Below are 25,633 nucleotides of genomic sequence, written 5' to 3' on the forward strand. Positions count from 1 at the left end.
TCTATCGGGTGCTCAGATTGTAGAGAAATCCATGTTTTTCTACAATCTTTTTTATTTACATCGTAATTATGATGGATGAGATTTAATGAAAAGGCCTCCCACACACCTAGCCCAGCTTTGCTAGGTGTGTGGCAATCTTTTTCATGTTCTGACACGCAGCTGTGAGGAGAACTTGTTCACTCACATTTTGTTTCCCCCTCAACCGGCAGTAGCGAAGCCCATGCAATTGTTTTGAATCTGCAAAGGTTCGCTCTATTTTTTCTTTTCTTTTTTTATACAGCTCTTTTCCAGAGACAGTTAGACGATTTTGTCTGATCTTTTCTTTATATTCTTCCCATATGTGTCTTGAGATGACTTTTTGATGATTTTTCGACCTTGTGCATCTTTCAAGGAAAAGACACGATGCACATTTTTTAGGATCTGATTTGTAGAATCGATAACCTTTCCGATCAGTTGTCGTATATAAAAGCTTCTCACCCTTTGGGCATATGTAATGATCATGTTCAGAGTCATACTGAAATTTCCACTTCTCAAATAATCCTCTTGTTGGATGAAAACGTCTATGGGCAATGACACCAAAAATATGTCGATCAGATAAACCTTTACAAATTGGTGTTGTCAAATAACCTGAATCAAGCGCAACAGCTTCTACTTGAAAACCAAATCGTGCGATTTGGTGATCTAATCGATCAAGATATGGAACAGAATCATGGACATTGCCAGGCGTGACATGAGCATCAGTGATGATATTGTACTTCATATCTGTTGTACGGTGGTCTAGGTAGAAAAAGCCTTCAGGCTTGTTTTCGCGATAAAGATAGCCACTATCAGGATCAGTCATACTTTGACGAATGTCTTTTTCCGTTTTCACCTCCTCTTTTACCTTTAAGGGCTTTTTTCCATGTGCCTCCCGATCTTCTTGGACTGCTTCTTCTAATTCATTGATATAGTTCTGGGTATCTTGTTCAATCGTTTTTCTCGTATATTTATGTTTATTCGCATTGGCTTTAAGATGAGTTGAATCAGTAAAAAGAACGCGGCCTCCTACCATGTCATGATTGATGGCTTGAAGCACAATCTCATCGAAAATGTCTTGAAAAATCGTTGTATCCTTAAATCGAGTACGACGATTCCAACTAATAGTGGAGTGATGGGGAACGGGATCATTGATGTTCAAACCTAAGAACCATCTATACGCCATGTTATAGTAAATTTCTTTTTCGAGTTGTCTTTCAGAACGGATACCGTACAGGTATCCGATAAACATCATTTTGAACAAAATAAGCGGATCAAGAGAAGGACGACCTTTATTCTCGCTATAATACGGTTTTACTTTATCTACGATAAATGAAAAATCAATGTATTGATCAATTTTACGAAGTAGGTGATCCTCTTCGACCAGTTGATCTAGTAATACAAATTCGGCTTCGTGCTGAGAAGAATTTCTAGTGTGGAACATGAGAAAAAACACCTTCCTTTAATATGCTTTTCTCTATTATAAAATGAGGAGTTGGAAACTTTAAGGAAAAAATAAGGCTGTCAAGATTTTCTCGACAGCCTGAGCACCCTCTATCGGGTGCTTTATTTCTTATTGTGCTGACAGGCTTGTACTTAATGGAACAGAAGAAATGACGGTGAATTTAGGAACTGCAGCACCAGATTCTAAATTTTTACGTAAAAGCGTTGATTTGATGGACCCATCCCATTTTTTATAGACACTTCCTGATGTATTCGCACGAAGCTGTACATTTGAGAAGCTTGCTTGTGAATAGCTATTCGTTCCATATATTGGATTCCCTTTTATTATATAAAATGAAAGAGAGGGGCTACTTACATTGTTCTGACTGATTTTGGTATTTTTTGTGAACAAAATCGGTCATAAAAAAGTGGTCAATTTGTATTCGAATTGTAATGTGACTGTAAAATAACTGGGGGCATCTTCATGTATAATAAGTGCAGAAACCAAATACGGAGGATTTTTTAATGAATAAAAAGCTTATCGCGACAATCGTAACAGTAGCTAGTTTATTTTTGGCGTTTAGTTTCTCACATGGAGCAAGTGCAAAAAAAGTAAGCGGCAATATTACTTGGTATAATGGTGTCGGTAAAAAAGGCGCAGATGGAAAAAAACTCGGTCATTGGGATGCAGCAACTAAAATGGGATTTGACGTACCAAAAAAAGGTACAAAACTAAGAGTGACAACAAAAGCGAAACCACATAAAGTGATTACAGTATATAAATATGATGTAGGTAGAATGCCAAACGCTGTATTAGACGTCAGCCCAAAAGCATTCAAAGCACTAGGGTTTAAAACAAGTAAAGGTGTCGTAAAAGGACATTACACTTATTAATACATAGGCATGCAAAGAAGCGGGAAAAGTTCATTTTCTGGCTTCTTTTCTTGTAGAGAGGGTCTGAAAGACAATGAAAAAATCAACATGGTGGATCATCACGGTCATCGGAGTCGCAGTGGTTGCGGCCATCATTTTCTTTATGATGAAGCCGGGGCAAGAGCCGAAGCATGCGGTAAAAGTGAAAACAAATCAGGATGCAAAAGACGAATTACTCGTTTCATTTACAGATCAACAGTTAAACAATACGTATTACTTGCATGACCGGGCGCTTCATACGGAGAAACTGACAGCCTATCCTTCGATTGCTTATGATTCTACGAAACAGCTTTTATATTACACGTATACGGATGAAGACACGCAAAAAGTGAGTATTCGAGAACTGAATGTAAAAACGGATGAAGAAAAAACGCTATTTACGAGTGATGATTCCATCGACAGTATGAGGCTGTCTGGAGACGGGAAACAGTTATATCTTAGGTATAATAAGGATTCTGGGGAACAATTTTATGTTGCTATGTTTGATGTCAACACACACAAAGTGAAGGTATTGTATCCAGAGAAAAGTAAGGATGACACAGTAAGTTCTTTTGCATATGAACCGGCATCAAACCTTCTCGCAATCCAGCATTATTCCTTAAAAGAAGATTACAAGAAAACCGATGAAGCGAATGAGAAGGGAAGAGACCCTGAACCAACGACCATGAAGATCACCGTTCAAACAGGCACGAAAGGGAAGCGAATTGCACGTATCTCGCAAACGATTAATGATATTTCATTTTCACCAGATCATAAGACATTGATTTATACAGAAGTGAAGGTGCGAAACGAAAAAGAAGTAGCCTCTATTAAAATGCTTGATGTAGAAACAGGAAAACAGGCGACACTCGTTAAGAACAGTAAGGATGTGCATATTTTAAGTGCCGCACAGCCGCAATTTTCTACGGATGGGTCTTCTGTTTATTTCTTAGGTGTTGCTAAAAACGCAAAGGAATTAAAGGATGACACCGGACGAAAAGCAAAGGTAAGAACGATATTTGAATACAATATCAAGAAGAAAACAGTGGAAGCCGTTTGGGAGAAGGATGGCGGGATTGTTAACAATTTCACTGTCAATCGATAAAAGGTACGTTCAGTTATTTTTATATAACTGGACGTTTTTTATTTTACCGTTTGACATGTTGCAGAAATTGAGGAATTTATGTAAGGGAAATCAGTTTTTAAGGTGGGAAACGTGTGGTATTTTCATATTTTGCTTATGTGACAGAGGAAAGGAAAGAGAGTAATATGAGTGGACATAAAAAAACGAGAGGACAGATGGCTTCTCGTTTTCACTGATTTATTTGGTGTTATTGTCTAATAAGTTTTGAAAGATAAACAGGGCATTAATGGAGTGAGGGAATCCAGCAACTTTTGTACAGTGCTTAATAATCTCCATGATCTCTATGACAGAAAGTCCGATATGTAATGCTTGTTCAAAATGAGTCTTTAATTCTTCATCACAATCGCCTTTTGTAATAAGGGCAGATAATGTACTGATGGCCTTTTGTTTTTCATCTAAAATGAAGTGGTTGAATTCTTTTTGTTCACCGAGTTCAATTGTTAGCTGTTCAATATTTGACCGAATGCTCTCGTTTTTCTGAATTGAAAGCTTCTCTATGTTACCTGCCGTTGTTTCTTGTGTGATCTGGCAAGTCTCTTTTTCTTCATTCAAATTGAACTCCTCCGTTTTTTATCGCAATTTTCCATTTGTTCGTTCATTGTGGCTTATGTGCCTTTTGATAGATGCAATGGGTATATAGTAGTATTATCGGTTTGCTGCGTCAATTTTTTAAGTGTTGAATGTACAAATAAATGCCATTTCAAGTCATGCATTGTTTTATTTTAGAATGATTCAATGAAAAGGAAGGAAAGGGCTAATATATCGCTGTCTGTTAGCCCTTCCCAATGATGTTACTCAATACATGTGTTTACGCATGTGACGGGAGATCGGTTTCATGTTATTAAATAATATCCATCGGCCGCATCATGTCATAATCCTCGTGCTCTAATATATGGCAATGCCACACATACCTACCGCTGTATGGAACAAAGCGAGCGATGATCCGAATGACTTCACCGGCATGCGCTTGAATAGTGTCCTTGTAGCCTTGTTCATGTAAAGGAGGGGCTTCGTTCGGTCCTGTATACACAATGTCTCCTGTCGATTGATAGACCTCTGTATCAAATGGTCTTCTGTCTATCACCCTAAATTGAACAAGATGTAAATGAATGGGATGTGTGCCCCTTGTTGGATTGACGATAGACCAAACCTCCACACTACCAAGACGAGGATTTTCCGTGACAGGGTCATTCCAAAATTGGTTATCTAGCAATAAAATGGGGCGGCCGTATTTATCCTGTGTGCCGCTAAGTGTGAGCGTACGCTCTTTATCAGCTCGACTAGGACGAAGCGGTGGAAGCGGTTTGAAAATCGGCCGTAAAGTTTTAGGTGCTCTCCCTTTTAGCGGACGTGTGACTTTAAATTGCATGATGTTCGCATCTGTTTCAGGATTCACTTCCTGTCCGCAGCCGGCTTTATTTTTAAGGATGATCGTTTTGTTTTCATAAGCTGAAAAATCGATGATGACATCAAAGCGTTCAGCAGGAGCAATGCTAAAGGATTGATGGTGAACAGGTCTTGGTAAAAAGCCGCCATCAGATCCAATTTGCAAAATCGTCGCATCGTTGTCTAGATGCAGCTCGTAAGTTCTTGTATTGGACGCATTTAAAATACGAAAACGGTATTTTCGCGGATCTACTTCTAAATACGGCCATACTTTTCCATTGACCAAAATGGTTTCTCCACAAAAGAAGGGCACGATGGACGGATCTGGTATGTCACTGTCTTCTGGCGTGTTGTTTGGTCTGCTTGGATAAAACAGTGCGCCATCCTCCTGAAACGTACGGTCCATGATCATTAGCGGAATATCATACTCACCCTTCGGTAATTCTAGCGATTTTTCAAACGCATCTGAAATCAAATAAAATCCAGCTAATCCGGCGTACACATTTAATCGTGTCAATGCCATCGCATGATCGTGATACCACAATGTGCAGGCTTGCTGATGATTTGGGTATTCGTACACCTCTCGTTCAAAGAAGGGGCCGGTTGCTTCAAAGTCTCGTGAAAACCAAGCCTCTGGATAGCCGTCACTGCTTGCTGGTGTGACGCCGCCATGTAAATGAACGACGGTTTTGACTTCTGGTTCATCATGATGGCCTTCGTGAATGGTGTGATCGACCGGTAGAAAATGCTTAAGTGGCAATTTGTTCATCCATTTCACTTTGACTTTTTCATTTCGATTCGCATGAATGGTTGGACCAGGCAAACTGCCATTATAGGTCCATAGCTTGGTTGGGGGCAGGTCTCTATGAACTTTTAGAAATACCTCCTCCATTGCGATTTCATAATACGTTTGTTTTGGGTTCTTTTTGACGGGCTCCGCAATTTCTGGAATTGGCAGCTCGTCAACAAATTTTTCTAGGTTCATGTTATCTAATCCTCACTTAAAATCCAATTTGATACAGTATAAGTGCGGACATCAAAATAGGTGAATAAAATAAAAAACCCGCTTTTCAGCGGGAACTTTACGGATGTTTATTTTCAAGCGCTGCATTTGCAGGCACTTTTTTATTCGGTTTAAAGATGAAATAAGCGGCAAGCACACCGAAGGTAATGATACTCGTCAAAATGAGCTGCGGTCTCATTGATTCGATAAACAGCATCGATACCAAGATGGCGCAAATGATCAAAATGGTAAAGTACGTGAGATATGGGAACAGCCACATTTTGATTTTGAGCTGTTCTGGATTTTCTTTTTCGATTTTACGGCGCATTCTTAATTGTGAAACAGCAATGACCAAATAGACAAGAAGGGCAATGGCGCCGGATGCGTTGACTAAGAACAAAAAGATGGTTTCAGGATAAAAGTAGTTCATCATGACGGCAATGTAGGAAAAGAAGGTGCCTGCGACTGTAGCCGCTACAGGAACACCACGTTTGCTGATTTTCATAAAGCGTTTCGGTGCTTCACCTCTTTCAGCCAATGAATAAAGCATTCTGGACGTTGTGTACAACCCAGAGTTTAAGCAAGATAGAACAGCTGTTAAAACAATGACGTTCATGACTTGAGCAGCTGATGGAACGCCGATGTATTCTAATACCGCAACGAATGGGCTTGTTAAAATATTCGCTGAATTCCATGGAAGCAAGGTCACAACGACAGCGATGGATCCGACGTAGAACACGATGATACGCCATACAACAGAACGGGTAGCTGTGGTCACAGACTTGACCGGGTCTGCTGATTCTCCGGCAGCTATTGCCACAATCTCGGTTCCCATGAAGGAAAAGATGACGACGACAATTCCGAGTAAAACAGAGCTGAATCCATTTGGAAGGAAACCACCGTTCCCCGTTAAATTGGCAAGACCTACAGTATGATGATCACCAAAACCAAAGATAAATGCAAAACCGATGAGTAGAAAGAGAATAATGCTGACGACTTTTATTAATGAGAACCAGTATTCAAATTCGCCAAAAGATTTAACAGAAAAGATATTTGTTAATGTTAAGAGGATAGTGAGGATAAGACTTGTGAGCCAAACAGGTGCATCTCCATACCAATACTGAATAATGGCAGCACCAGCAATGGCTTCGATGGCGATGACAATCACCCAGAAGAACCAATAAAGCCAGCCAATTGTAAAACCGGCCCATGGACCGATGGCATCGCTCGCATACTGTGAGAAGGAACCGCTTGTCGGATAGGCGCATGCCATTTCTCCAAGCATTCTCATAATAAAGATCACGAGAAGTCCGGCAAAAGAATAGGAAAGAATGGATCCAGGTCCTGCAGAATGAATGACAGCGCCGCTACCAACAAATAGCCCTGCGCCAATAACCCCAGCAATGGAGATCATTGAAATATGTCTTGTTTTAAGATTTTTTTGAAGACCGTTTGTCATGTTGGACATGTCTTTACCTCCAAACATTTCTCTTCATAGAGAATTTGTTTTTAGAATATTTTAAATTTTATCATACTGAATTGTCATTCAGCATTGGACAGGTTATCAAACTGACATTTCAAACCTCTTAACATGATGTTAAAAAGTAAAAAGGATTTGAGAGATTATGTTCCCTCTTTTTCCGCTGTTCATTCTTAAAAATAGCATAAGATCGGATGGGGAGAAGTTGTGTCTCAAAATAAAATTATTCTGATAATTTACCGGAAAGAGTGATATTGCAAATATGATCATCACAGAGTGAATTGGAAAAAGGTTGATGGGAGTAGGTCTTGAGGTCAATTGACCTTATAAAAATAAGTTTACTTAGGTCAACACATTTCTATGTATCCTATTTTGCTGACACAAGCGAATCATGTTGCTGTAGACCCACACGGGCTTTGCTTTGTAAGATAAATAATAGAAAAGTGATGTGTGAGGAGGCGCGGTTCGACATGGAGCGCTATAACGAATTAAGACAAGGTGAAACAGGTGCTTGGGTCAGCATCATTGCCTATGTGATCTTATCTGCGGTGAAACTTCTAATTGGGTATACGTTTCATTCAGAGGCTCTTTCGGCAGATGGATTGAATAATACGACGGATATTATTGCATCCCTTGCAGTGTTGATTGGATTGCGTATTTCTCAAAAGCCGCCTGATGAAGATCATCCATACGGTCATTTTAGAGCAGAGAATATTGCGTCTCTTGTGGCGTCCTTTATTATGATGCTTGTTGGACTTCAGGTTCTGCTGAGTGCAGGCCAGTCGCTCTTCTCATCTGAGCATCAAACGCCTGATATGATCGCAGCTTGGACGGCAGCAGGAAGTGCTGTGGTGATGTATGGTGTGTATATTTACAACCGCAATCTGTCCAAACGGATCAATAGCCAAGCTCTTCATGCAGCAGCAGCTGATAATAAATCAGATGCGTATGTGAGTATCGGAACATTTGTAGGGATTATCGCCTCTCAATTTCAACTGGCATGGATTGATACGCTTGCAGCGTTTGTGATTGGCCTCATTATTTGTAAAACGGCGTGGGAGATTTTCAGAGATGCTTCTCATTCGTTAACGGACGGTTTTCATATAAAAGATATGTCCAAATATAAAGAGACCATTGAAGCAACACCTGGGGTGGGCGATTTGAAAGATATTAAGGCACGGTATCTCGGAAGTACGGTCCATGTGGATGTAGTAGTGGAGGTCGAGCCGCACTTGAACATTGCAGAAAGCCATGATATTGCAGATGAGATCGAACGTAGAATGAAGAAGGAACATGATATTTTACACTCTCATGTTCATATGGAGCCAGCAGGTGAGCCAAAAGAAGAGAAGAAGTCTTTTCCATCGTGAGAAGGCTTCTTTTTTTCTACGTGTTGATGTTTTATGCAAGTGCGCGTTGTATGGTAAAGTTAGACTATATGAAATTTAACGGAAACGTGATAGGAGGATCAGGATGGCATTTGATGAACCGATGCATTCAGATTTACAAAAAATCGTAGATAACATCAATAAAGTCATGGTTGGGAAGAAAGACATTGCGATATTAAGCCTTGTTGCGATTTTGGCGAAGGGGCATGTGCTACTAGAGGATGTGCCTGGCGTTGGGAAGACGATGATGGTTCGTGCTTTGGCAAAATCCATTGGCTGTGAGTTTAAGCGAATCCAATTCACTCCTGACCTTTTGCCTTCAGATGTGACAGGTGTGTCGATTTATAATAAAAAGACAAATGAATTTGAATTTAGGCAAGGACCCATTATGGGGCAGATTATTTTGGCTGATGAGATCAACCGAACCTCTCCCAAAACACAGTCTGCATTGCTCGAAGCGATGGAGGAAGGCAGTGTTACAGTGGACGGAGAAACAATGCTGCTTGCTGATCCTTTTTTCGTCATGGCTACGCAGAATCCAGTGGAATATGAAGGGACTTATCCGCTGCCAGAAGCACAAATGGACCGGTTTTTATTCAAGCTGCAAATGGGGTATCCGACCATGCTGGAGGAGCTGGAGGTGCTCAACTTGCAGGAAAAGCAGTCCCCGATTGATACGCTCCAAGCAGTCATGACCAAGGATCATATCCATGCGTTGCAGCAAGCGGTTCAGACCATTCATGTGGATGTATCCATTAAAGAATATATTGTGGAAATTGCACAAGCGACGCGGCAGCATCCATCTGTTTATCTAGGTGTGAGTCCAAGGGGATCGATCGCCCTCATGAAAGCGGCTCAGGCGTATGCACTGTTGAATCGGCGCGATTATGTGATTCCTGATGATGTACAGTATTTGGCGTCTTATACATTGCCGCATCGAATGATTTTGACTTCAGAAGCGACGTACGAAGGGAAGAAGGCGGAGACACTGCTGCGACAAATGCTTGAGCAAATTGGCGTGCCAGTTCAAAAGTCGATGACTCAATGAAATTAGGTCATCGTTTCGCTTTTTCATTATGGTTACGGGTGATGATGCTCATCATCCTCACTACGACAGTCTTTTGTTATGCCATGTTTCAGGGAGGGTTTGTGAGCTGGTTCCTTTTTTATGCATTTTTACCATATACTTTGTATGCTTTGCTGTTTGCGCTCGTTCCGCTGAAAGTGACAGCGAAAAGGACTTTACAGCAAACCCGCTTGAAGGCGGGAGACGTACTGTCCGTTGACCTTGAAATTAAGCGGACAAATCCATTTCCATACGTTTACGTCTTGATTGAGGATGATCCACCAGACACCTTTCATTTAAAGGAACAAATTGAGATGAAGCAAATGCTGTTTCCTTGGTTTCGGAAAACGTGGCGTTTTTCCTATCAATTGAATGATGTCATGCGCGGGGAACATCATTTGTCAGCAGTTCGAATCAAAACGGGTGATATGTTTGGTTTTGTGGAGAAAGAAGTCATCATTCCGTTAGAAAAAAAGCTGCTTGTTTATCCGAAAATGCTCGATCTTCAGGTGGAGTCTGCTGAGTCATTGAATGAAAATGGAGGCAAAGCGGTTCACTCGTGGTTAAATGAACCGACCCATGTGACAACAGGCGTAAGGGAATATCAGCAAGGCGACCGTTTTGCCTGGGTGGACTGGAAGACGACGGCTAGAAGGGGTCAGCTGATGACGAAGGAATTTGAACAGAATCAAACAAAGGATCTTGTCGTGTTTGCTGATTTTACCGACGAAGCGGTATTTGAGACCGTCGTGTCTATTGCAGCGTCTGTTCTACAATCGGCAGTGAAAAAAGGGTTACCGTCAGGTCTTGTACCTCTAGGAGATCCGCATGCCTTTCGAGTGGATCAAGGAGAACTTCATTTACAGGACATGCTTTATTATTTAACAAGAGTGCAGCATCAACCTTCTCGCGTACAAGAATATAAGGCGTTAGCAGCGAGTGAGTATCAGCATTCTGGAAAATATGTCGTCACGGGTCAGCTTCATGAGGAGCTTGCTGCGAGTCTCTTTGGGAATCGAAACAGAAAGAACATCATTGTTCTTTTAGTGAAGAGAGCAGTGGATCGATTCACGACAAAAGAAAAACAGCTTGTAGACCGGCTCAAGGCATCTGGAATACGCACGACCGTTTTATTTGAAGACCGGCTACACGAAAGAACTGTGAGGTGACAAACATTTATGCTGCATACGCATCAGCGGCAAAGCCGTTTTGAGTTGTTCATCTATTATGCTGTAGCATTTCTGCTGCTTTGGGAGTGGCTTCGACCGCTTCAAGATTTTACAGAGACGAGTCATACGTCTTATTTCATCATTTTTATAGGGCTTACATGTTTGTTTACATTCTTTCGTTTGAAGTGGTATGTGACATTTCCTATTTGTACTGGCTTGATTTTGCTCGCCTTATATTTGATCTTTTATCAAGCAGAGCCAAGCTATCCGGCTGCTTTATTTGCTGATATCAAAGATAATATCACCTTCATGAGCACAGGCATGTGGAGTGACATGTACCCCTCCTTCCGCACATTATTGTTTTATATTTTGCTATGGCTGCTTGTCTACTTGCTTCATTATTGGGTGGTCTATCAGCAGCGTATCTTTTTCTTTTTACTCATGACGATTGTGTATGTCACCATTCTGGATACGTTTACGCCATATGATGCAACCTTTGCGATCGTTCGCATTATGGTGTTTGGTTTTTGTTTGCTTGGGTTGCTGTATTTCGACCGACTGCGTTCGGCTGAAGGTATTCGGGTGTCGCAGAAGGCGCGCCTAAAGTGGTTTTTGCCCATGCTGGCGCTCGTTCTTCTGTCAGCGACACTCGGCGCTTCTTTACCAAAGTCTGATCCGAAATGGCCTGATCCTGTCCCATTTTTTAAGGCGGTGACGAATCAAGATGGCTCTGCCGGACAGAATAAGGTGGGATATAGTACAGATGATTCGTCGCTTGGCGGACCGTTTAGTGAGGACCGCACACCGGTCTTTAAATGGAGCGGAAAGGAGCCGTCTTACTTTCGTGTTGAAACAAAAAGTATCTATACCGGAAAGGGCTGGGAGGATGCCTCAAATGATACGAAGCCTACGCGGCTAAAAGAGAACAGTGTGCGGAATCGTTGGTTTACCGAGCGTGTAAAAACAGAGGTGCACGAAACGAGAGTCGATCTGGAATCAAACTATCGATTTAATCATGCCGTCTATCCGATTGGGACGATCATGCTGATGCCAATGGAAAACATCCCGTTGCAAATGATGGGGAAAACGGAGAAAATTGTCCCATCCATTCAAAATCCGCCGAAAAATTTAGGGAACTACCAAGTCACCTTCTTGTCTCCTACATTTATCCTTGAGGATTTGCAGAGAATCAAAGTACCGACAAAGAAGCAGGTCAATCAGGAGGTTGGCCGTGAATACTTGCAGCTTCCTTCCTCATTGCCAGAGCGAGTGAAAACATTGGCAAACAGCTTAACGGAAACGAAGGATAATATGTACGATAAGGCTAAAGCGATTGAGGATTACTTAGGGTCAGCGAAGTTTTCATATGAAACGCAAAATGTCGCTGTGCCTAGTCGTAATGAAGATTATGTGGATCAATTTTTGTTTGATACGATGATCGGTTACTGTGATAATTTTTCATCCTCTATGATTGTGATGCTCCGTTCGATCGGGATTCCGGCGAGATGGGTGAAAGGGTACACGTCAGGTCAATTATATGAAACACAGATGGATGGAAACAATGTGTATGAAGTAACCAATAACAATGCGCATTCATGGGTAGAGGTGTATTTTCCAAACAGAGGCTGGGTGACCTTCGAACCGACAAAAGGATTTACGAACCCAGAAACATTTACGAATGAAGCTGTTTCTAGCGATCAGACAGATGATGATCAAAAGGAAGAAGATCAGTCTAGCTCTGATGCAAGCGAAGATCAGCAGGCAGAACAGCCACAGCAGGAGACAGAGCAGCCGGCAGAACCAAAGAAACAAACAGCGCAAGCGAAGCCTAATATGGTGCATGTTGGTTCAATCTTGGGTTTCGCGATAGGAGCTATGGTCCTTCTAGGATTGATAAGCTGGCTTCTTTATCGATTCAGAGCAAGATGGCTACCATTCTTTATTGTGAGAAAGGTGAAACGTCTGCCAGAGGAGGAAGCATTCTTCTATGCGTATGCTGCTCTATTAAAGCAGCTGAAGCGCAGGGGAATTGAGAAAAAACCTGGCATGACGCTAAGAGAATTTGCTTCTTTGATCGATGACAACGAAGGAGATCATCGCATGTCAGATCTGACGCAGCTCTATGAGCGGGCACTCTATCGACGAGAGGATGCGACGGTGCTTTGGCGGCAATCGGCAAAGTTATGGGAAAATTTAATAAACAGGAGATAGTCTTGACCGCGTACCTTCCTGTTGTTAGAATAGGTGAATATTAAAACCTTCTAAAATACATGAAATTGAAGCGTTCGGATGTGAGTCTGGGCGCTTCAAAAGCGTGATTCACACTGAGAGCAGGTTTTCTCCTCTCATTTTTTCTGTGCGTTTATAAAAAACTATATTGGACATAGAGGTGACACCATGACAAATTTAGTCAATGAAATGATTTTGGTTCTAGATTTCGGCAGTCAGTACAATCAGCTGATCACACGCCGTATTCGTGAATTTGGTGTGTACAGTGAGCTTCATCCGCACACTTTAACTGCTGAAGAAATTAAAGAAATGGCGCCTAAAGGAATCATCCTTTCTGGCGGACCAAACAGTGTTTATGATGAAGGATCTTTCCGCTGTGATGAAAAGATTTTTGATCTAGATATTCCGGTTCTAGGCATTTGCTACGGCATGCAGCTCATGACTCACTATTTAGGCGGGAAAGTAGAAGCGGCAAGCCAGCGTGAATATGGAAAAGCAGATATCCACATTAATGGAACCCCTGCTTTATTTAAAGACCTTCCGACTGATCAAGTCGTATGGATGAGCCATGGTGACCTCGTTGTTGAAGTACCAGAAGGCTTTACAGTTGATGCAACAAGTGCACATTGTCCAAACTCAGCGATGAGCTTAGCTGAGAAGAATTTCTATGGTGTTCAGTTCCACCCAGAGGTTCGTCACTCTGAGTACGGAAATGACCTATTGAAAAACTTTGTCTTCGGCGTGTGTGACTGCGATGGCAAATGGTCAATGGAGAACTTCATTGAAATCGAAATGCAGAAAATCCGTGAAACAGTAGGCGACAAACAAGTATTGTGCGCACTAAGCGGCGGTGTAGATTCATCTGTTGTGGCGGTATTGATCCACAAAGCCATCGGCGATCAGCTGACATGTATTTTCGTTGACCACGGTCTTCTTCGCAAAGGCGAAGCAGAAGGGGTTATGAAGACATTTAGCGAAGGTTTCAACATGAACGTGATTAAAGTAGATGCGAAAGATCGTTTCTTAAACAAGCTAAAAGGTGTGTCTGATCCTGAGCAAAAACGTAAAATCATCGGTAACGAATTCATCTATGTATTCGATGATGAATCGGACAAGCTAAAAGGAATCGACTACTTAGCACAAGGAACACTTTACACAGATATCATTGAGAGCGGAACAGCAACGGCACAAACAATCAAATCTCACCACAACGTAGGCGGTCTTCCAGAAGACATGCAGTTCGAATTGATTGAGCCTTTGAATACGCTATTCAAAGATGAAGTCCGTGCCCTAGGTTCAGAGCTAGGCATTCCTGACGACATCGTCTGGAGACAGCCTTTCCCAGGTCCAGGACTAGGTATCCGTGTACTAGGTGAAATTTCTGAAGAAAAACTAGAAATCGTCCGTGAATCGGATGCGATTCTACGCGAAGAAATTGCCAACTTCGGCCTTGAGCGCGACATCTGGCAATACTTCACGGTTCTCCCAGACATCCGCAGCGTAGGTGTTATGGGTGACGCAAGAACATACGACTACACAATCGGCATCCGTGCTGTTACTTCGATTGATGGGATGACGAGTGACTGGGCAAGAATCCCTTGGGATGTACTTGAAAAGATCTCAACTCGTATCGTGAATGAAGTGAAGCATGTGAACCGCGTGGTGTATGATATTACGAGTAAGCCGCCTGCTACGATTGAGTGGGAATAGACTTCCAAAAAACGAATGATAAAAAATGCTTTAAAACCAGTTGTATCAATGGGTTGAACAGCTTGTATTTAGTTAGGATAGCCATTCACCCGCAAAATTTCAAAATGAGACTCTCTTTTATTACATTGTTTGTGAAAAAAAGAGGGTCTTTTTCTATGACAAAAATTGTAGAACTACTTGATGATTTTAAACTGAATCAGTGAAAAAAATTCTGATTCATGGGAAAGGTTCTAAGCAACAGTTAGGATTGGAATTGATGTGTACAGCTTAAGCAGATTGTTAGGGCACATGATACTCAAATGCAACTAAAACTTTAAGAAGATAGCATATTGGAGATTGGGCGATTGTACAGTCTCCTGAATTGAACGAATATTCAAACATAATTATTTGCATAAAGTAAGTCGTAGGAAGTTATAAAGGCAAGACAAACTTATTGAGAGGTGATAATCTATTGTAATAATCGTTGACCTATATGTATAATTGTTGAATATGACGAGAAGGAGAATTATGGATAAAAATATAATAAAAAAATTTATAGAGGATACAAAATATATTTCGTTTTCTTTTGAGTATGAAGAAGATAGTGGGAAAATTCGAGTCCTAGATAACCATGGTTACGAAATTAGTTCAGAATCTGCAACAGTGATAATCGAAGGTATGACCAAGGCATATATAAATTTAAGTGATGTTGAAATTAATAACATTAGAAAATATAATGCTGAAAATGACCTTTGGAATTATTCTCAGTCATATGGACCTAGAGTATTAGAGACACTTTTTAGAAAGAATTTAAAAAAGGATTGGGGGTTTACTTGTATTAAGTGTGGAAAAAAAATGTCGAGTAAAAGTGATAAAAGTTGGTGGAGAATTTATGGTCCAGATTATGAATCTAACCATAAATATTGCTCAGAACAATGTATTCTACCAGTCCTATCTAAAATAAAAGAAAAAATCAAAATAGAAACATATGAAAGATTTGGTGTCAGATATAAATTATAAATAAATAGCATTTTTAAATCAAATCAGTTATTCGAATGGAAATAGTTGATACTTGAAGGGAGCAGTCGCATGACAGTCATAAATACTAAAGATAAAAACCTCATCTTCTGAGTAATTTCAAGGGTAGGTAACTTATTTGATAAAATGCAAAGTGATTTTATAACCAATGGTGATATTCCTTAAATCCCCTATGGAAAGTTCTCGTTTGTGTTAGAAGGTACTTGGGCTGTTTAGTTGATTAACTCTTTCTAAAATTTTGGTTAGCTTTGATGGGCTAAATCTATTTCTTGATTTTGAACAGCTATTCTTTTTTAGTTTCACTAATTACTTTGAAAACAAGCTTCACAAACGTCTCCTTTGCTAGAGATAACTACTTTTTCTTTTTTATTAGAATATGAGAATAGATTGATACAAATTTTTTCAGAATGATTTAAGATTTTTAGCTTGTCATTTTCTCTGGCCTAGGACAGTTTTAGACTGATACAAGCATAAAAAAAGAATTAATGTAAACAATAAATCCTGTACCATAAAAAATATATGGAGGGATATGTTATAAATGAAACTTGTATTTGACAATCAATTCTCGAGAACTGATGTAGTGAATTGTGTTTGTGACCTTGCCAATGAAGATCAAAGTGGATTTATTAAAGTTCTAGTAACTGGTGAAATAGCGTCTAACGGAGCTGACAGAAGATTACTATTGCGTATAAATGGGATTAATAGTGGCTATAAAAGCTTTGTTAGATATGGCAATGATGGGGACTGGGGAGGAAGTGAGGGGCTTTTCGTGGGTCGTAGCGCTTGGGGTCTCGATGGAACATTTTCTTTAGATTACACAATCGGATATTATTCCGGCGCTCAAAGAATAACTGGAAGTGGACTGTGTGTATTTGCAGCAGCAAATGGAGATATCGTTGGTTACGAAACCCACGGTTATTTACTTGGTAATGCACCAGTAAGGAATATCGATGTATTAATTGCTGGTGGATTGGTTAATGGGCAAATAAAGATTTACCGAAGTTAAGTAAAATAATGCGTCTTGCATATTTAACAGAAATACATAAAGTGACGGGTGCGTTTCTGTAATAAGCAGGAACGCTTTTTATTGTGTTGTGGTAACGAAAATATTAGAGAAGGTCCAATACAAGTCAAAATGTCCGAAACCTCAATTAATCGCTGTATTTAAATGAGTTAGTGAAACCCTGATTTTGTTCGAGACACGTTGTCGAAGTGAATTTCTCAACATAATAAATATATCCTAATAAGAACTGCCTTAAAAAATTATATCCCTAATTCAATGATATTGTTACAATACGACTTAAAGTGCAAATTCTTTAGTCATTGTACTATTTTATGATCTTGATATAAGGTTTTATATGGCGTAAAAACATTGAGCAATTAATCAGTAGTGAAAAGCGAGGATATAACAATGAAATACGGGTACGCAAGGTTTTCAACTGTTCTTCAAGTATAAGGTGTAAAGGTACATGTATTAAATACGGGCATTGTAGAAGATACACTAACTGGAAGATTAAAATATTGTGTGTTACGTTAGCGTTCAGAGAGTTTGAACGTGATATAATTGTATAAAACCATACATACAAAGAAAATGATGACTTATACATTAAAGAGGATAGAGGGCTAATGGTTGGAATTAATATATAATTTAAAATGCATCTTAATGGATAATAATTACATATAATGTCAAAAAGCATACCTAAGAGGTTCTTATGCAAGAGGGGAATACCAGATAGAATCTGATATTGACCTCTTGATTATTTCTAGTGATTTTATTAGTGTTTCAATAATTAGAAGAAAAGAAATAGCTAAAAAAATTTTTCAAGATAAAATAGATAATGTCATTGACTGTATTTGTTTAACGGAAGAAGAGTATAATAAAGCAATAAATGAAAAGAGAGAGATTTTATTAAAAGAAATGATGATAGAGGTGTTATAATGAAAAGTTTTTTTATACAATCATTTCAAAAGACTTTAACCAAATATGTATCAATGTTAAATAAAAGTAATTTATCCTCATATGACCTCAAAATATTAAATGAATATTCCTTTTTATTACTGGATATAATTAATAGTTTTGAATTTAAAGCTTATGAAAAAGCATTAATAAAAAGACTTTTTATCAAATTTAATAATATCCTGTATACAGGAGAGAGAATATTTTACTATTCGAGTTTTTATTATTTACCGAAAAAATTTGAAAAATCAGATGCGGAAGAAATATCAAAAGCTACTTTTAAGGTGAATTTAGATATAAATATTATGAGATTACAAATTTTAAATGATGAAGTTACGGGGAGTTCTGAAGATGAATATTTTTTTAGTAGGGGAAAAAGTGGTTTATTAAGAGCAATGCAGAAATTAGTGCAAAAAGATATTGATGAAACTGAACTATTTATTCCTGCATTTTATACTTTACTAAATTATCATCAAGCAATAATGGAATATTTGGAAAGTGATAATAAGACATACTTTAGTGAAGCGGAGAAAATTATTGAAGAAGCTAATGAAATTATAAATAAATTTTTTAAAAAACAATCAATAAAAGACAGATTAGAATCCGATTATCAATTAGGGTTATTTCTTGAAAATGAAGTCAAGAGATATAAAATTTGGAAAAATGAAGAATATGATTATAATCGAATAAATATTGAAGATTTTAAAGAATATAATAATGTTAGTAAAAAAAATTGGGCATTTTTAAGTTTTTCTAATATTGATAGTAAAAACTTTAAAGCACAATTTAAAAATGATTTTAGTAGAATGTATGAATTCAATTTTGATAAATTGAGGCCAATAGAACAAATTATATTATTAAGAAACTGTGTAAAGTGGCTATTTTTAGAACAAGACACTTACATAACTGACATAAGTATCCCAGTGTTTGAGAAATTTAATGAAAAGCACTGGTTTGAATTGGCCAATTATTTCAATGGTTACAAAGAGATTAGTAATGTTATTATCAATGAAGATGATAGAATAAAAGTTGAAAATTGGGATGATAATGAGCTTAGAAGCAAGATAGGAAATACAATAATTAACATTGACAGGTCTATAATTGATAAGGAAAGTGTTAAACCACATGGTGTTTTTGAAATTTCAGATATGGAATTACCGATAAGGGTAAAAGAAAGTTTTGACACTTATTATTTATGTATGCCTTTTAAGTCAGGAAGAGAGATAAAGGGTAAGGTAAAAGAAGACATTACGTATCAAGTTTTTAGACCGTTTACTTATTTTGGTGAAAAGGCAATTGTAGTATTTGTATCTGTTAAAGAAGCAACGGAGCCATTTTATAATGCAATAAAAAGAGCTAAGACTAATTTAAATTGGGAAGCACATACTTTAATTGGTGATAATTTGATTAAGTTGTTAAAGTATAATAACCAAATTTAAAATAGATTTAGTAAGAATGAATAAAATAGAATTTAAAAAGAGATTGAAAAGGCACTCATTAATAAAGGTGAATAATGCTGAAAAACACCCTTTCATCTGCTACGATTGAATGGGAATAGTTGTAATAGAGCTAGAAACCTTTATGTATCAAGGTTTTTAGCTCTTTTTTATTTTTAATTGCACTTTTTGTTTCTGCTTTCCTAAATAGTCCACAGGTAAATTGATTTTTGTGGGAGGCATCATAGTTTTGCTTTGTCTCCTTAAAGGAGATGATCCAGAGCTACTACTGCTTATGAAGCTTTAGCTAATGGTATCAAAGAAGCGAAAACTATAAAAAATGAATAAACTTTATTTAAAAAAAGAGCTGATAAGATGAGTGATATATCAAACTCAAATGATTGGCTCTGTGTTATTTGCGTCTAGCTCTTGGATTATCGTTATGCTTATTATTAAATCTTTGAATCCCACTTTATTTTTCCCTCCGTTTTAATGCGTTAATGAATCATTCCATCCCTTACCCACATCAATCCATTGTAAATAACCGGAGTATTTTTCTAATTGTTTGATTGTTAGTTCAATAGCACTGTTACTGCTCCCGCAGGCTGGATAGACTGTCTCAAAACGTTTTAGTGAAATATCTAAATAAACAGAAACGCCATTCTTTATAGCAAAAGGACATACTCCGCCAATTTCATGACCGACCAAGTCAACGACCTCATGAGGAGAAAGCATTTTAGCTTTTGTTTTAAAATATTCTTTGAATTTTTTGTTATCAACTTTTGCATCGCCAGAGGTCACAACTAAAATAGCTTGCCCATTTACTAGAAAGGAGAGTGTTTTTGCGATTCTTTCAGGTTCGCAGCCCAATGCAGAAGCAGCCAAGTCTACGGTTGCACTAGATACTGAAAATTCTTGAATTCGAGTATCCATATCATATTGTTTAAAATAATCTTTTACTTTTTTGATTGACATGATGATTTCTCCTTTTTATTAGTATTGATTTGAAATTTGCTCGACTTTATTATTTAAACGATATTGTTGTGGTGTTAGGTGATACTTTCTCTTAAATAAACGAATGAAATGCTCTACATTTTGATAACCAACGGCTGCCGCGATATCATCTACTTGTAAATTGCTACCTGTGAGCATTTTGCAGGCTTTTTCCAATCTTATTTCTTGTCGAATCTCACTAAATGATTTGCCAAGTTTACGAGTTATATATTTTGACAGATAAGATTGTGAAAGGTTAAATTCTTCTGCCATCTCCTGGATTGTTATATGCTCACAACATTGCTGAATATATTGGAGCATTTGAATCATACGTATATCACTATATTGTTTGACCTGATTTACGTTCATATGACTTGGTTTGAATCTTAATAAGAGACATAATAATATCTCAAACAAATTATTCATAATCAATTGGTAACTAGGGAACCGAATATAATTTTCTGTAAATAGTTGAAGAGAGCAGTCTAGCAAATTTTTATCCAAGCGACTATGGAAAATAAGAATATTTTTATTTTCTTTTATATACAATGCATTCAAAAAGAACTCTGAAATGACATTATTGCCTTTTAACATTTTAAAAAACACTTTTTGAAAAGTACTTTTACGGATCATGATTTGCATTGCGATTGTATTCTCCATGACAATTGGCTTATGTATTGTATCAGGTGGAATAAAGGCAATATCTCCTGATTTTAAAGCCATTTTTTTATCTTCCACTTCTAAATACATCTCATTTTCCAGAACATAGATCATCTCAAAGAAATCATGAATAGCCGACAATTGAGGCATAAAACGGCTATACTTTCTCACTTCGATATCTTTCTCCTGACCTAACCACATGGTATCCTCTTTTTCAAATTCGTTCTGCCCTTTAAGCAAAAATTCTTCTATATATATTTGCTTATGCATTAAATTGTTTTGATCATAATCCTTCAAAAATAATTGCAATGATTGATTGTCATGCCTTTTCTGTTGGTATTGTTGATAAAAGATTTCTTGCTCGTTATATTCTCTTAAATATTGCATCGCTTCATGTTTTTCAAGTTTATCTTTTTCCATCTACATCCAAACCTCTAGCTTATTTACTGCAACCACAAGGGCCTTCACTGTTGCTTCTATAATATCTTTATCTATTCCAGCACCCCAATGCATTTTTCCTTGATATGAAATACCAATCTGTGCACAGGCTTTTGCTTGAGAATCCTTGCCCAAAGAATTCTGTTCATAGACTTCCAAAACATACTCGAGATTAAAATAAGCTTTTAACGCATTACTGATTGCATCTAAACTTCCAGTGCCAGTTCCTTGTATTTCAATTTGTTGATGATCTCTCAGCAAAGTTAAGGTGACTTCCTGCTTCTCTCCTTTATGAAATTGATAATCAAGCAGCTGGAAATGAGGGTGAAAATCAACATACTGCTTTTCAAAAACATGATATATTTCTTCGACAGACAATTCCCTATTTGACTGATCAGATACTTTCTTCGCTTCATATCCCATGGCTTCATTCATTTTATAAGGAAGTTGAATGCCATAATTTGTTTCTAGTATATAGCCTATGCCGCCTTTTCCAGACTGGCTATTGATCCGAATTACATCCGTTTGATAATTCCTTCCCAAGTCAACTGGATCTACTGGGATATACGGAACGTCCCATTTATCAACATGATTTTCCTTTCTATATTTCATACCTTTAGATATCGCATCTTGATGTGACCCAGAGAATGCGGTGAATACCATCTCGCCAGAATATGGCTGTCTCTCATGAACAGTAATTTTGGTTAGTTTTTCATATTTTTTACGAATCGCTTCTAGGTTATTGAAATTCAATTTTGGATCATAACCTTGTGAGTACATATTCATCGCCAAAGTAATCAAGTCTACGTTCCCTGTACGTTCACCGATACCAAATAATGTACCTTCGACTCTTTCTGCGCCAGCTAGCACACCAAATTCTGCATCACTCACCCCAGAGCCACGGTCATTATGAGGATGAACAGATAATGTCACACTGTCTCGGTAAGACAGATTTTTGTGTATATACTCAATCTGACTTGCAAAGATATGAGGCATTGAATATTCAACTGTTGTCGGAATATTGATGATCGCTTTATGATTTGGTGTCGGTTTCCAAATATCTAAAACACTCTTACAAATATCTAACGCATAATCCACTTCTGTTCCTGGAAAGCTTTCAGGACTATATTGAAAATAAATATCGCTTTCTGTTTTTTCGGCCAGTTCTTTTACTAAAATAGCTCCATCAATGGCAATTTGTTTAATTTCATCTTTTGTTTTCTTAAATACTTGTCTGCGCTGCGCTTCTGAAGTCGAATTATATAAATGAACAATCGCTTTCGGTACCCCCTTAATGGCTTCGAAGGTTCGGCGGATAATATGCTCTCTCGCTTGCGTGATCACCATAATCGTTACATCGTCTGGAATCATATGATGATCAATCAGTGTCCGTAATAGCCTAAACTCCGTATCGGAAGCAGCTGGAAATGCGATTTCAATTTCTTTAAAACCGATCTCTACTAGTAACTGGAACATTTCCAATTTTTCTTCTAAGTTCATAGGAATAGGTAATGCTTGATTTCCATCCCGTAAGTCCACGCTGCACCATATCGGAGCACTTTCTAATGTTTCGTTCTTCACCCAATCATAAGTAAGGTTCGGTGGCAAAAAGTATTTCTTTTCGTATTTTTTGTGGTTAAACATTATCGATTCCTCCTGTAATTGGAATATAAAAAAAGCCTATCATCTCCAAGATTGAACTTGGAGACGAAAGACTTCTTCTTACGCGGTACCACCCCTGTTTCATGATAACCATACATTATCATGCCCTTATTCGGATACAGATTGTTATATCTTATATCCTTCCCATATAACGGTGGGGTGCCGACCTTAACTACATCAATACTTTTCATTTCACTAAGGCTACTCTAAGGTGAGTTCCCTACCTTTTTGTTATCGCTTCTCATCAACCAGCAACTTTCTGAAAACATTTCGGCAAGTACTATTCCTTATCATCGCATTCTAATTTTTCTGATTTTTTCTATTATACCAAGATGACAAAAAAGAGATAGTGGTAGGCATATCTTTTTTAATTGATTTTTTTTGTCCTATGGGTGCTTGTCTTCATTTTACTTCTGTTTTAATGTGGTATCCTCTTCACCAAATAAAAATCCAAGGCCACAAATAAAGGTGAGTGAATTCATAGCGAACAATAAAATCGCACCAATTTTTTTCATGGCAATTAACCTCGTCTTCACTTCAGTCTGCTAGCCCTCAAAATTTAAATTCACTGGTTCATCCTCTAAATCATCCACAGTATTTTGTTCTGTCACTGGCACACTTTCATCTACAATTTTAAAACTAAGTTCGTCCATCCAAATTTGACCTGGACCTTGTAGTAATATGCCAAACGCAATGACTTCACTTTTTACTGGAACATCTAGTACTACACTAAAATGATTCCATCCATTTGTTCCTGTAATGGGACGGTCCATCATGTTGTCAAACGCAAGAACTTCACCTGAAGAATGGTCGATTCTCATCCATAAACCAGCTGAGCCTTTCACATCTTCGCTTTTAACAAAAGCAGAAAATTGAAGCCGTTCTCCTCGATAACGATCAGACTTAATTTGTTGCATCAATGTTGCGAAACCTCCAGCTTTTTCATCTTTTGATTTTAAATAAGCGGAGTTAGTCCCACTGTGTACAATTCTGTCATCCAAACCTGTTTCATAGTCAGATGGGGTATCCCCCGTCATAATCCAGCCAGTAGGTGTGTTCTGATTCTCAGCCATATTTGTTTCCTCCTCATTAATCACATTCCTTAATAATTTCCGATAACGTGCGGGTGACATGTCATATATCTTCTTAAAGGCTCTAGTGAAGGATTCCTGTGAACTAAATCGATACTGCAATGCGATGTCAATCGCCCGTTGATCCGTATGAATTAAATCCTTTGCCGCTTGGGTCATCCGTCGTTCCCGTATATAATCAACCACTGATTTCTTAATCACTTTTTTGAACATACGGTGAAAATGAAACCTAGAATAACCAGCGTGTTTCGCTAGAGTTTGAAGCGGTAAATCATCTTTCAGATGCTGTTCAATATAATTTAATGTGTCTTGAATCGTTTTTTCATGTTCTTGATAGGACAACCGTGCACCTCCTTGCCTTACGAGTTTAGTATAGCGGAAATCATCTTTTAGAAACTTGACTTTTTGTGCTATGTTGCAATATCAAAGAATAGAGGGACAAGCATTTAAGAAAAAATAAGTGAAAGGCTATTAAAAAATAAACAATTAGCACAAATGATCAAAAAAAAGATGAGGGAAGTAATAAAATAAAAGGTAGAGGGGGAGAGAAACAATGGATTACTATGAGAGAATACAACATTCGATTGAGTTTATTGAGGAGAATCTCCAAAACAATATCAGTATAAAGGATATTTCCTCGAAATCCTGCTTTTCAGCGTTTCATTTTCAGCGATTGTTTCAAGCCATTACAGGTTTTTCTGTGCAAGAGTATATCAGAAATAGAAGGCTCTCTGAGGCTGCTAGATTATTAAAAGAAACAAAGCAGAATGTCTTACACATAGCGATTGCTTTCCAGTATGGATCTCAAGAAGCGTTTACTCGTGCTTTTGTACAATTCTTTGGAGTGACACCAGGCAGGTTTCGAAAAGAGGGATTGATGTTAAAGAATCAAAACAAAATGGATTTTTTAGCGTACCAATATGCGTTAGAGGGTGAATTCAATATGAATAAACCCGTTATGACTCAGTTAGATAATTTTTATATCATTGGTTACGAATATCAAACTAATCTTCAAAATGAGGATTATTTCAGGGACATTCCATTGTTGTATATGGATTTTGGAAGAAAAAAATATTATCAACAGATTCCAAAAAAAATAACTCCTCATATGGCTTATGGTGTATCTACTTCTTTTCAAGATGATGGCCGTTTTTCGTTTGTTGTTGGAGAAGAAGTGGAAGAATCCGATATAGATTTAAATGAAGGGTTTGTAAAAATATTGATTCCTGAGGGGAGATATGCAGAATTTAAAGTGAGTGGATCTCATGAAATGGTGCAAAACACTAGAAGATATATCTATGGTAGCTGGCTTCCAAATTCTAATTATGAAAGAACGAGTGGACCAGACTTTGAAATAACAGATGTCTTACATTCGAATGGCCCGAATGATATCAAAATGAGAATCTATATTCCTATTGAGAAGGGGGAGTAAGA

Annotated in this window: 19 protein-coding genes, 1 pseudogene and 1 other annotated feature; of the genes and pseudogenes, 12 read left to right on the forward strand and 8 right to left on the reverse strand. The window is 38.0% G+C overall.

Going from position 1 to position 25,633, the window contains the following annotated elements:
• Positions 1-106 precede the first annotated feature (106 nt).
• A complete protein-coding gene (locus MHI11_RS03090) occupies positions 107-1,459 on the reverse strand; it encodes an IS1182 family transposase (protein WP_340960392.1) in 1,353 nt (450 codons plus the stop codon).
• A gap of 524 nt (positions 1,460-1,983) precedes the next feature.
• On the opposite strand from MHI11_RS03090, the gene MHI11_RS03100 reads away from it, so the two are divergent.
• Together MHI11_RS03100 and MHI11_RS03105 are read left to right on the forward strand one after the other, a co-directional pair.
• Positions 1,984-2,352 carry a septal ring lytic transglycosylase RlpA family protein gene (locus MHI11_RS03100; protein ID WP_044141453.1) on the forward strand — a complete coding sequence of 123 codons (369 nt, stop codon included), beginning with the start codon at positions 1,984-1,986 and terminating at the stop codon, positions 2,350-2,352.
• A 73-nt stretch (positions 2,353-2,425) separates the two neighbouring features.
• The gene (locus tag MHI11_RS03105) at positions 2,426-3,475 is read left to right on the forward strand and encodes a hypothetical protein (RefSeq protein WP_340960394.1); all 1,050 of its coding nucleotides are present in this window, start codon (positions 2,426-2,428) and stop codon (positions 3,473-3,475) included.
• Positions 3,476-3,691: 216 nt separating this feature from the next.
• On the opposite strand, the gene MHI11_RS03110 is transcribed toward MHI11_RS03105, so the two are convergent.
• The 3 genes from MHI11_RS03110 to gabP all read right to left on the reverse strand — a co-directional run bounded on the left by MHI11_RS03110 (position 3,692) and on the right by gabP (position 7,371).
• Positions 3,692-4,066, reverse strand: a complete 375-nt coding sequence (locus MHI11_RS03110; protein ID WP_003214068.1) for a carboxymuconolactone decarboxylase family protein — start codon at positions 4,064-4,066, stop codon at positions 3,692-3,694.
• 289 nt (positions 4,067-4,355) lie between these two features.
• Complete coding sequence (locus tag MHI11_RS03115; RefSeq protein WP_340960396.1) at positions 4,356-5,885, reverse strand: multicopper oxidase family protein; 1,530 nt, start codon at positions 5,883-5,885, stop codon at positions 4,356-4,358.
• Positions 5,886-5,982: 97 nt separating this feature from the next.
• Entirely contained in the window at positions 5,983-7,371 is a 1,389-nt protein-coding gene (gabP, locus tag MHI11_RS03120) for a GABA permease (RefSeq protein ID WP_340960398.1), read from the reverse strand.
• Positions 7,372-7,853: 482 nt separating this feature from the next.
• Here gabP and MHI11_RS03125 point away from each other — a divergent pair, with 482 nt between their 5' ends.
• The 9 genes and pseudogenes from MHI11_RS03125 to MHI11_RS03165 all read left to right on the forward strand — a co-directional run bounded on the left by MHI11_RS03125 (position 7,854) and on the right by MHI11_RS03165 (position 19,358).
• On the forward strand, positions 7,854-8,753 hold the full coding sequence (locus MHI11_RS03125; protein ID WP_044141457.1) for a cation diffusion facilitator family transporter: 900 nt from the start codon (positions 7,854-7,856) through the stop codon (positions 8,751-8,753).
• A 103-nt stretch (positions 8,754-8,856) separates the two neighbouring features.
• Complete coding sequence (locus MHI11_RS03130; RefSeq protein WP_119124491.1) at positions 8,857-9,819, forward strand: AAA family ATPase; 963 nt, start codon at positions 8,857-8,859, stop codon at positions 9,817-9,819.
• 101 nt (positions 9,820-9,920) lie between these two features.
• The gene (locus MHI11_RS03135; RefSeq protein WP_340960402.1) at positions 9,921-11,006 is read left to right on the forward strand and encodes a DUF58 domain-containing protein; all 1,086 of its coding nucleotides are present in this window, start codon (positions 9,921-9,923) and stop codon (positions 11,004-11,006) included.
• Between the two features lie 9 nt (positions 11,007-11,015).
• Positions 11,016-13,217 (forward strand): transglutaminase TgpA family protein, encoded by a 2,202-nt coding sequence (locus MHI11_RS03140; RefSeq protein WP_065099128.1) that lies wholly within the window; start codon positions 11,016-11,018, stop codon positions 13,215-13,217.
• A 186-nt stretch (positions 13,218-13,403) separates the two neighbouring features.
• Entirely contained in the window at positions 13,404-14,945 is a 1,542-nt protein-coding gene (gene guaA / locus MHI11_RS03145) for a glutamine-hydrolyzing GMP synthase (protein ID WP_012009093.1), read from the forward strand.
• 507 nt (positions 14,946-15,452) lie between these two features.
• Positions 15,453-15,944, forward strand: a complete 492-nt coding sequence (locus MHI11_RS03150; protein WP_340960406.1) for a hypothetical protein — start codon at positions 15,453-15,455, stop codon at positions 15,942-15,944.
• Positions 15,945-16,500: 556 nt separating this feature from the next.
• Positions 16,501-16,968 (forward strand): hypothetical protein, encoded by a 468-nt coding sequence (locus MHI11_RS03155; protein ID WP_340960408.1) that lies wholly within the window; start codon positions 16,501-16,503, stop codon positions 16,966-16,968.
• A 693-nt stretch (positions 16,969-17,661) separates the two neighbouring features.
• Positions 17,662-17,901: pseudogene (locus MHI11_RS20880) on the forward strand (nucleotidyltransferase domain-containing protein); the annotation flags it as partial.
• On the forward strand, positions 17,901-19,358 hold the full coding sequence (locus MHI11_RS03165; RefSeq protein ID WP_340960410.1) for a hypothetical protein: 1,458 nt from the start codon (positions 17,901-17,903) through the stop codon (positions 19,356-19,358). The pseudogene MHI11_RS20880 and the gene MHI11_RS03165, both read left to right, overlap by 1 nt.
• A gap of 486 nt (positions 19,359-19,844) precedes the next feature.
• On the opposite strand, the gene MHI11_RS03170 is transcribed toward MHI11_RS03165, so the two are convergent.
• From MHI11_RS03170 to MHI11_RS03185, 4 genes are all read right to left on the reverse strand, one after another.
• A complete protein-coding gene (locus tag MHI11_RS03170) occupies positions 19,845-20,330 on the reverse strand; it encodes a YbaK/EbsC family protein (RefSeq protein ID WP_340960411.1) in 486 nt (161 codons plus the stop codon).
• Between the two features lie 18 nt (positions 20,331-20,348).
• Positions 20,349-21,428 (reverse strand): AraC family transcriptional regulator, encoded by a 1,080-nt coding sequence (locus MHI11_RS03175; protein ID WP_340960412.1) that lies wholly within the window; start codon positions 21,426-21,428, stop codon positions 20,349-20,351.
• Complete coding sequence (locus MHI11_RS03180; RefSeq protein WP_340960414.1) at positions 21,429-23,090, reverse strand: 2-isopropylmalate synthase; 1,662 nt, start codon at positions 23,088-23,090, stop codon at positions 21,429-21,431.
• Between the two features lie 56 nt (positions 23,091-23,146).
• Positions 23,147-23,411, reverse strand: a binding site (T-box leader).
• Between the two features lie 242 nt (positions 23,412-23,653).
• A complete protein-coding gene (locus MHI11_RS03185; protein WP_340960417.1) occupies positions 23,654-24,541 on the reverse strand; it encodes an AraC family transcriptional regulator in 888 nt (295 codons plus the stop codon).
• A 211-nt stretch (positions 24,542-24,752) separates the two neighbouring features.
• On the opposite strand from MHI11_RS03185, the gene MHI11_RS03190 reads away from it, so the two are divergent.
• Positions 24,753-25,631 (forward strand): AraC family transcriptional regulator, encoded by an 879-nt coding sequence (locus MHI11_RS03190; protein ID WP_340960419.1) that lies wholly within the window; start codon positions 24,753-24,755, stop codon positions 25,629-25,631.
• Positions 25,632-25,633 lie beyond the last annotated feature (2 nt).

The sequence above is a fragment of the Bacillus sp. FSL K6-3312 genome (genome assembly GCF_038007485.1).
Lineage (GTDB): Bacteria > Bacillota > Bacilli > Bacillales > Bacillaceae > Bacillus > Bacillus pumilus.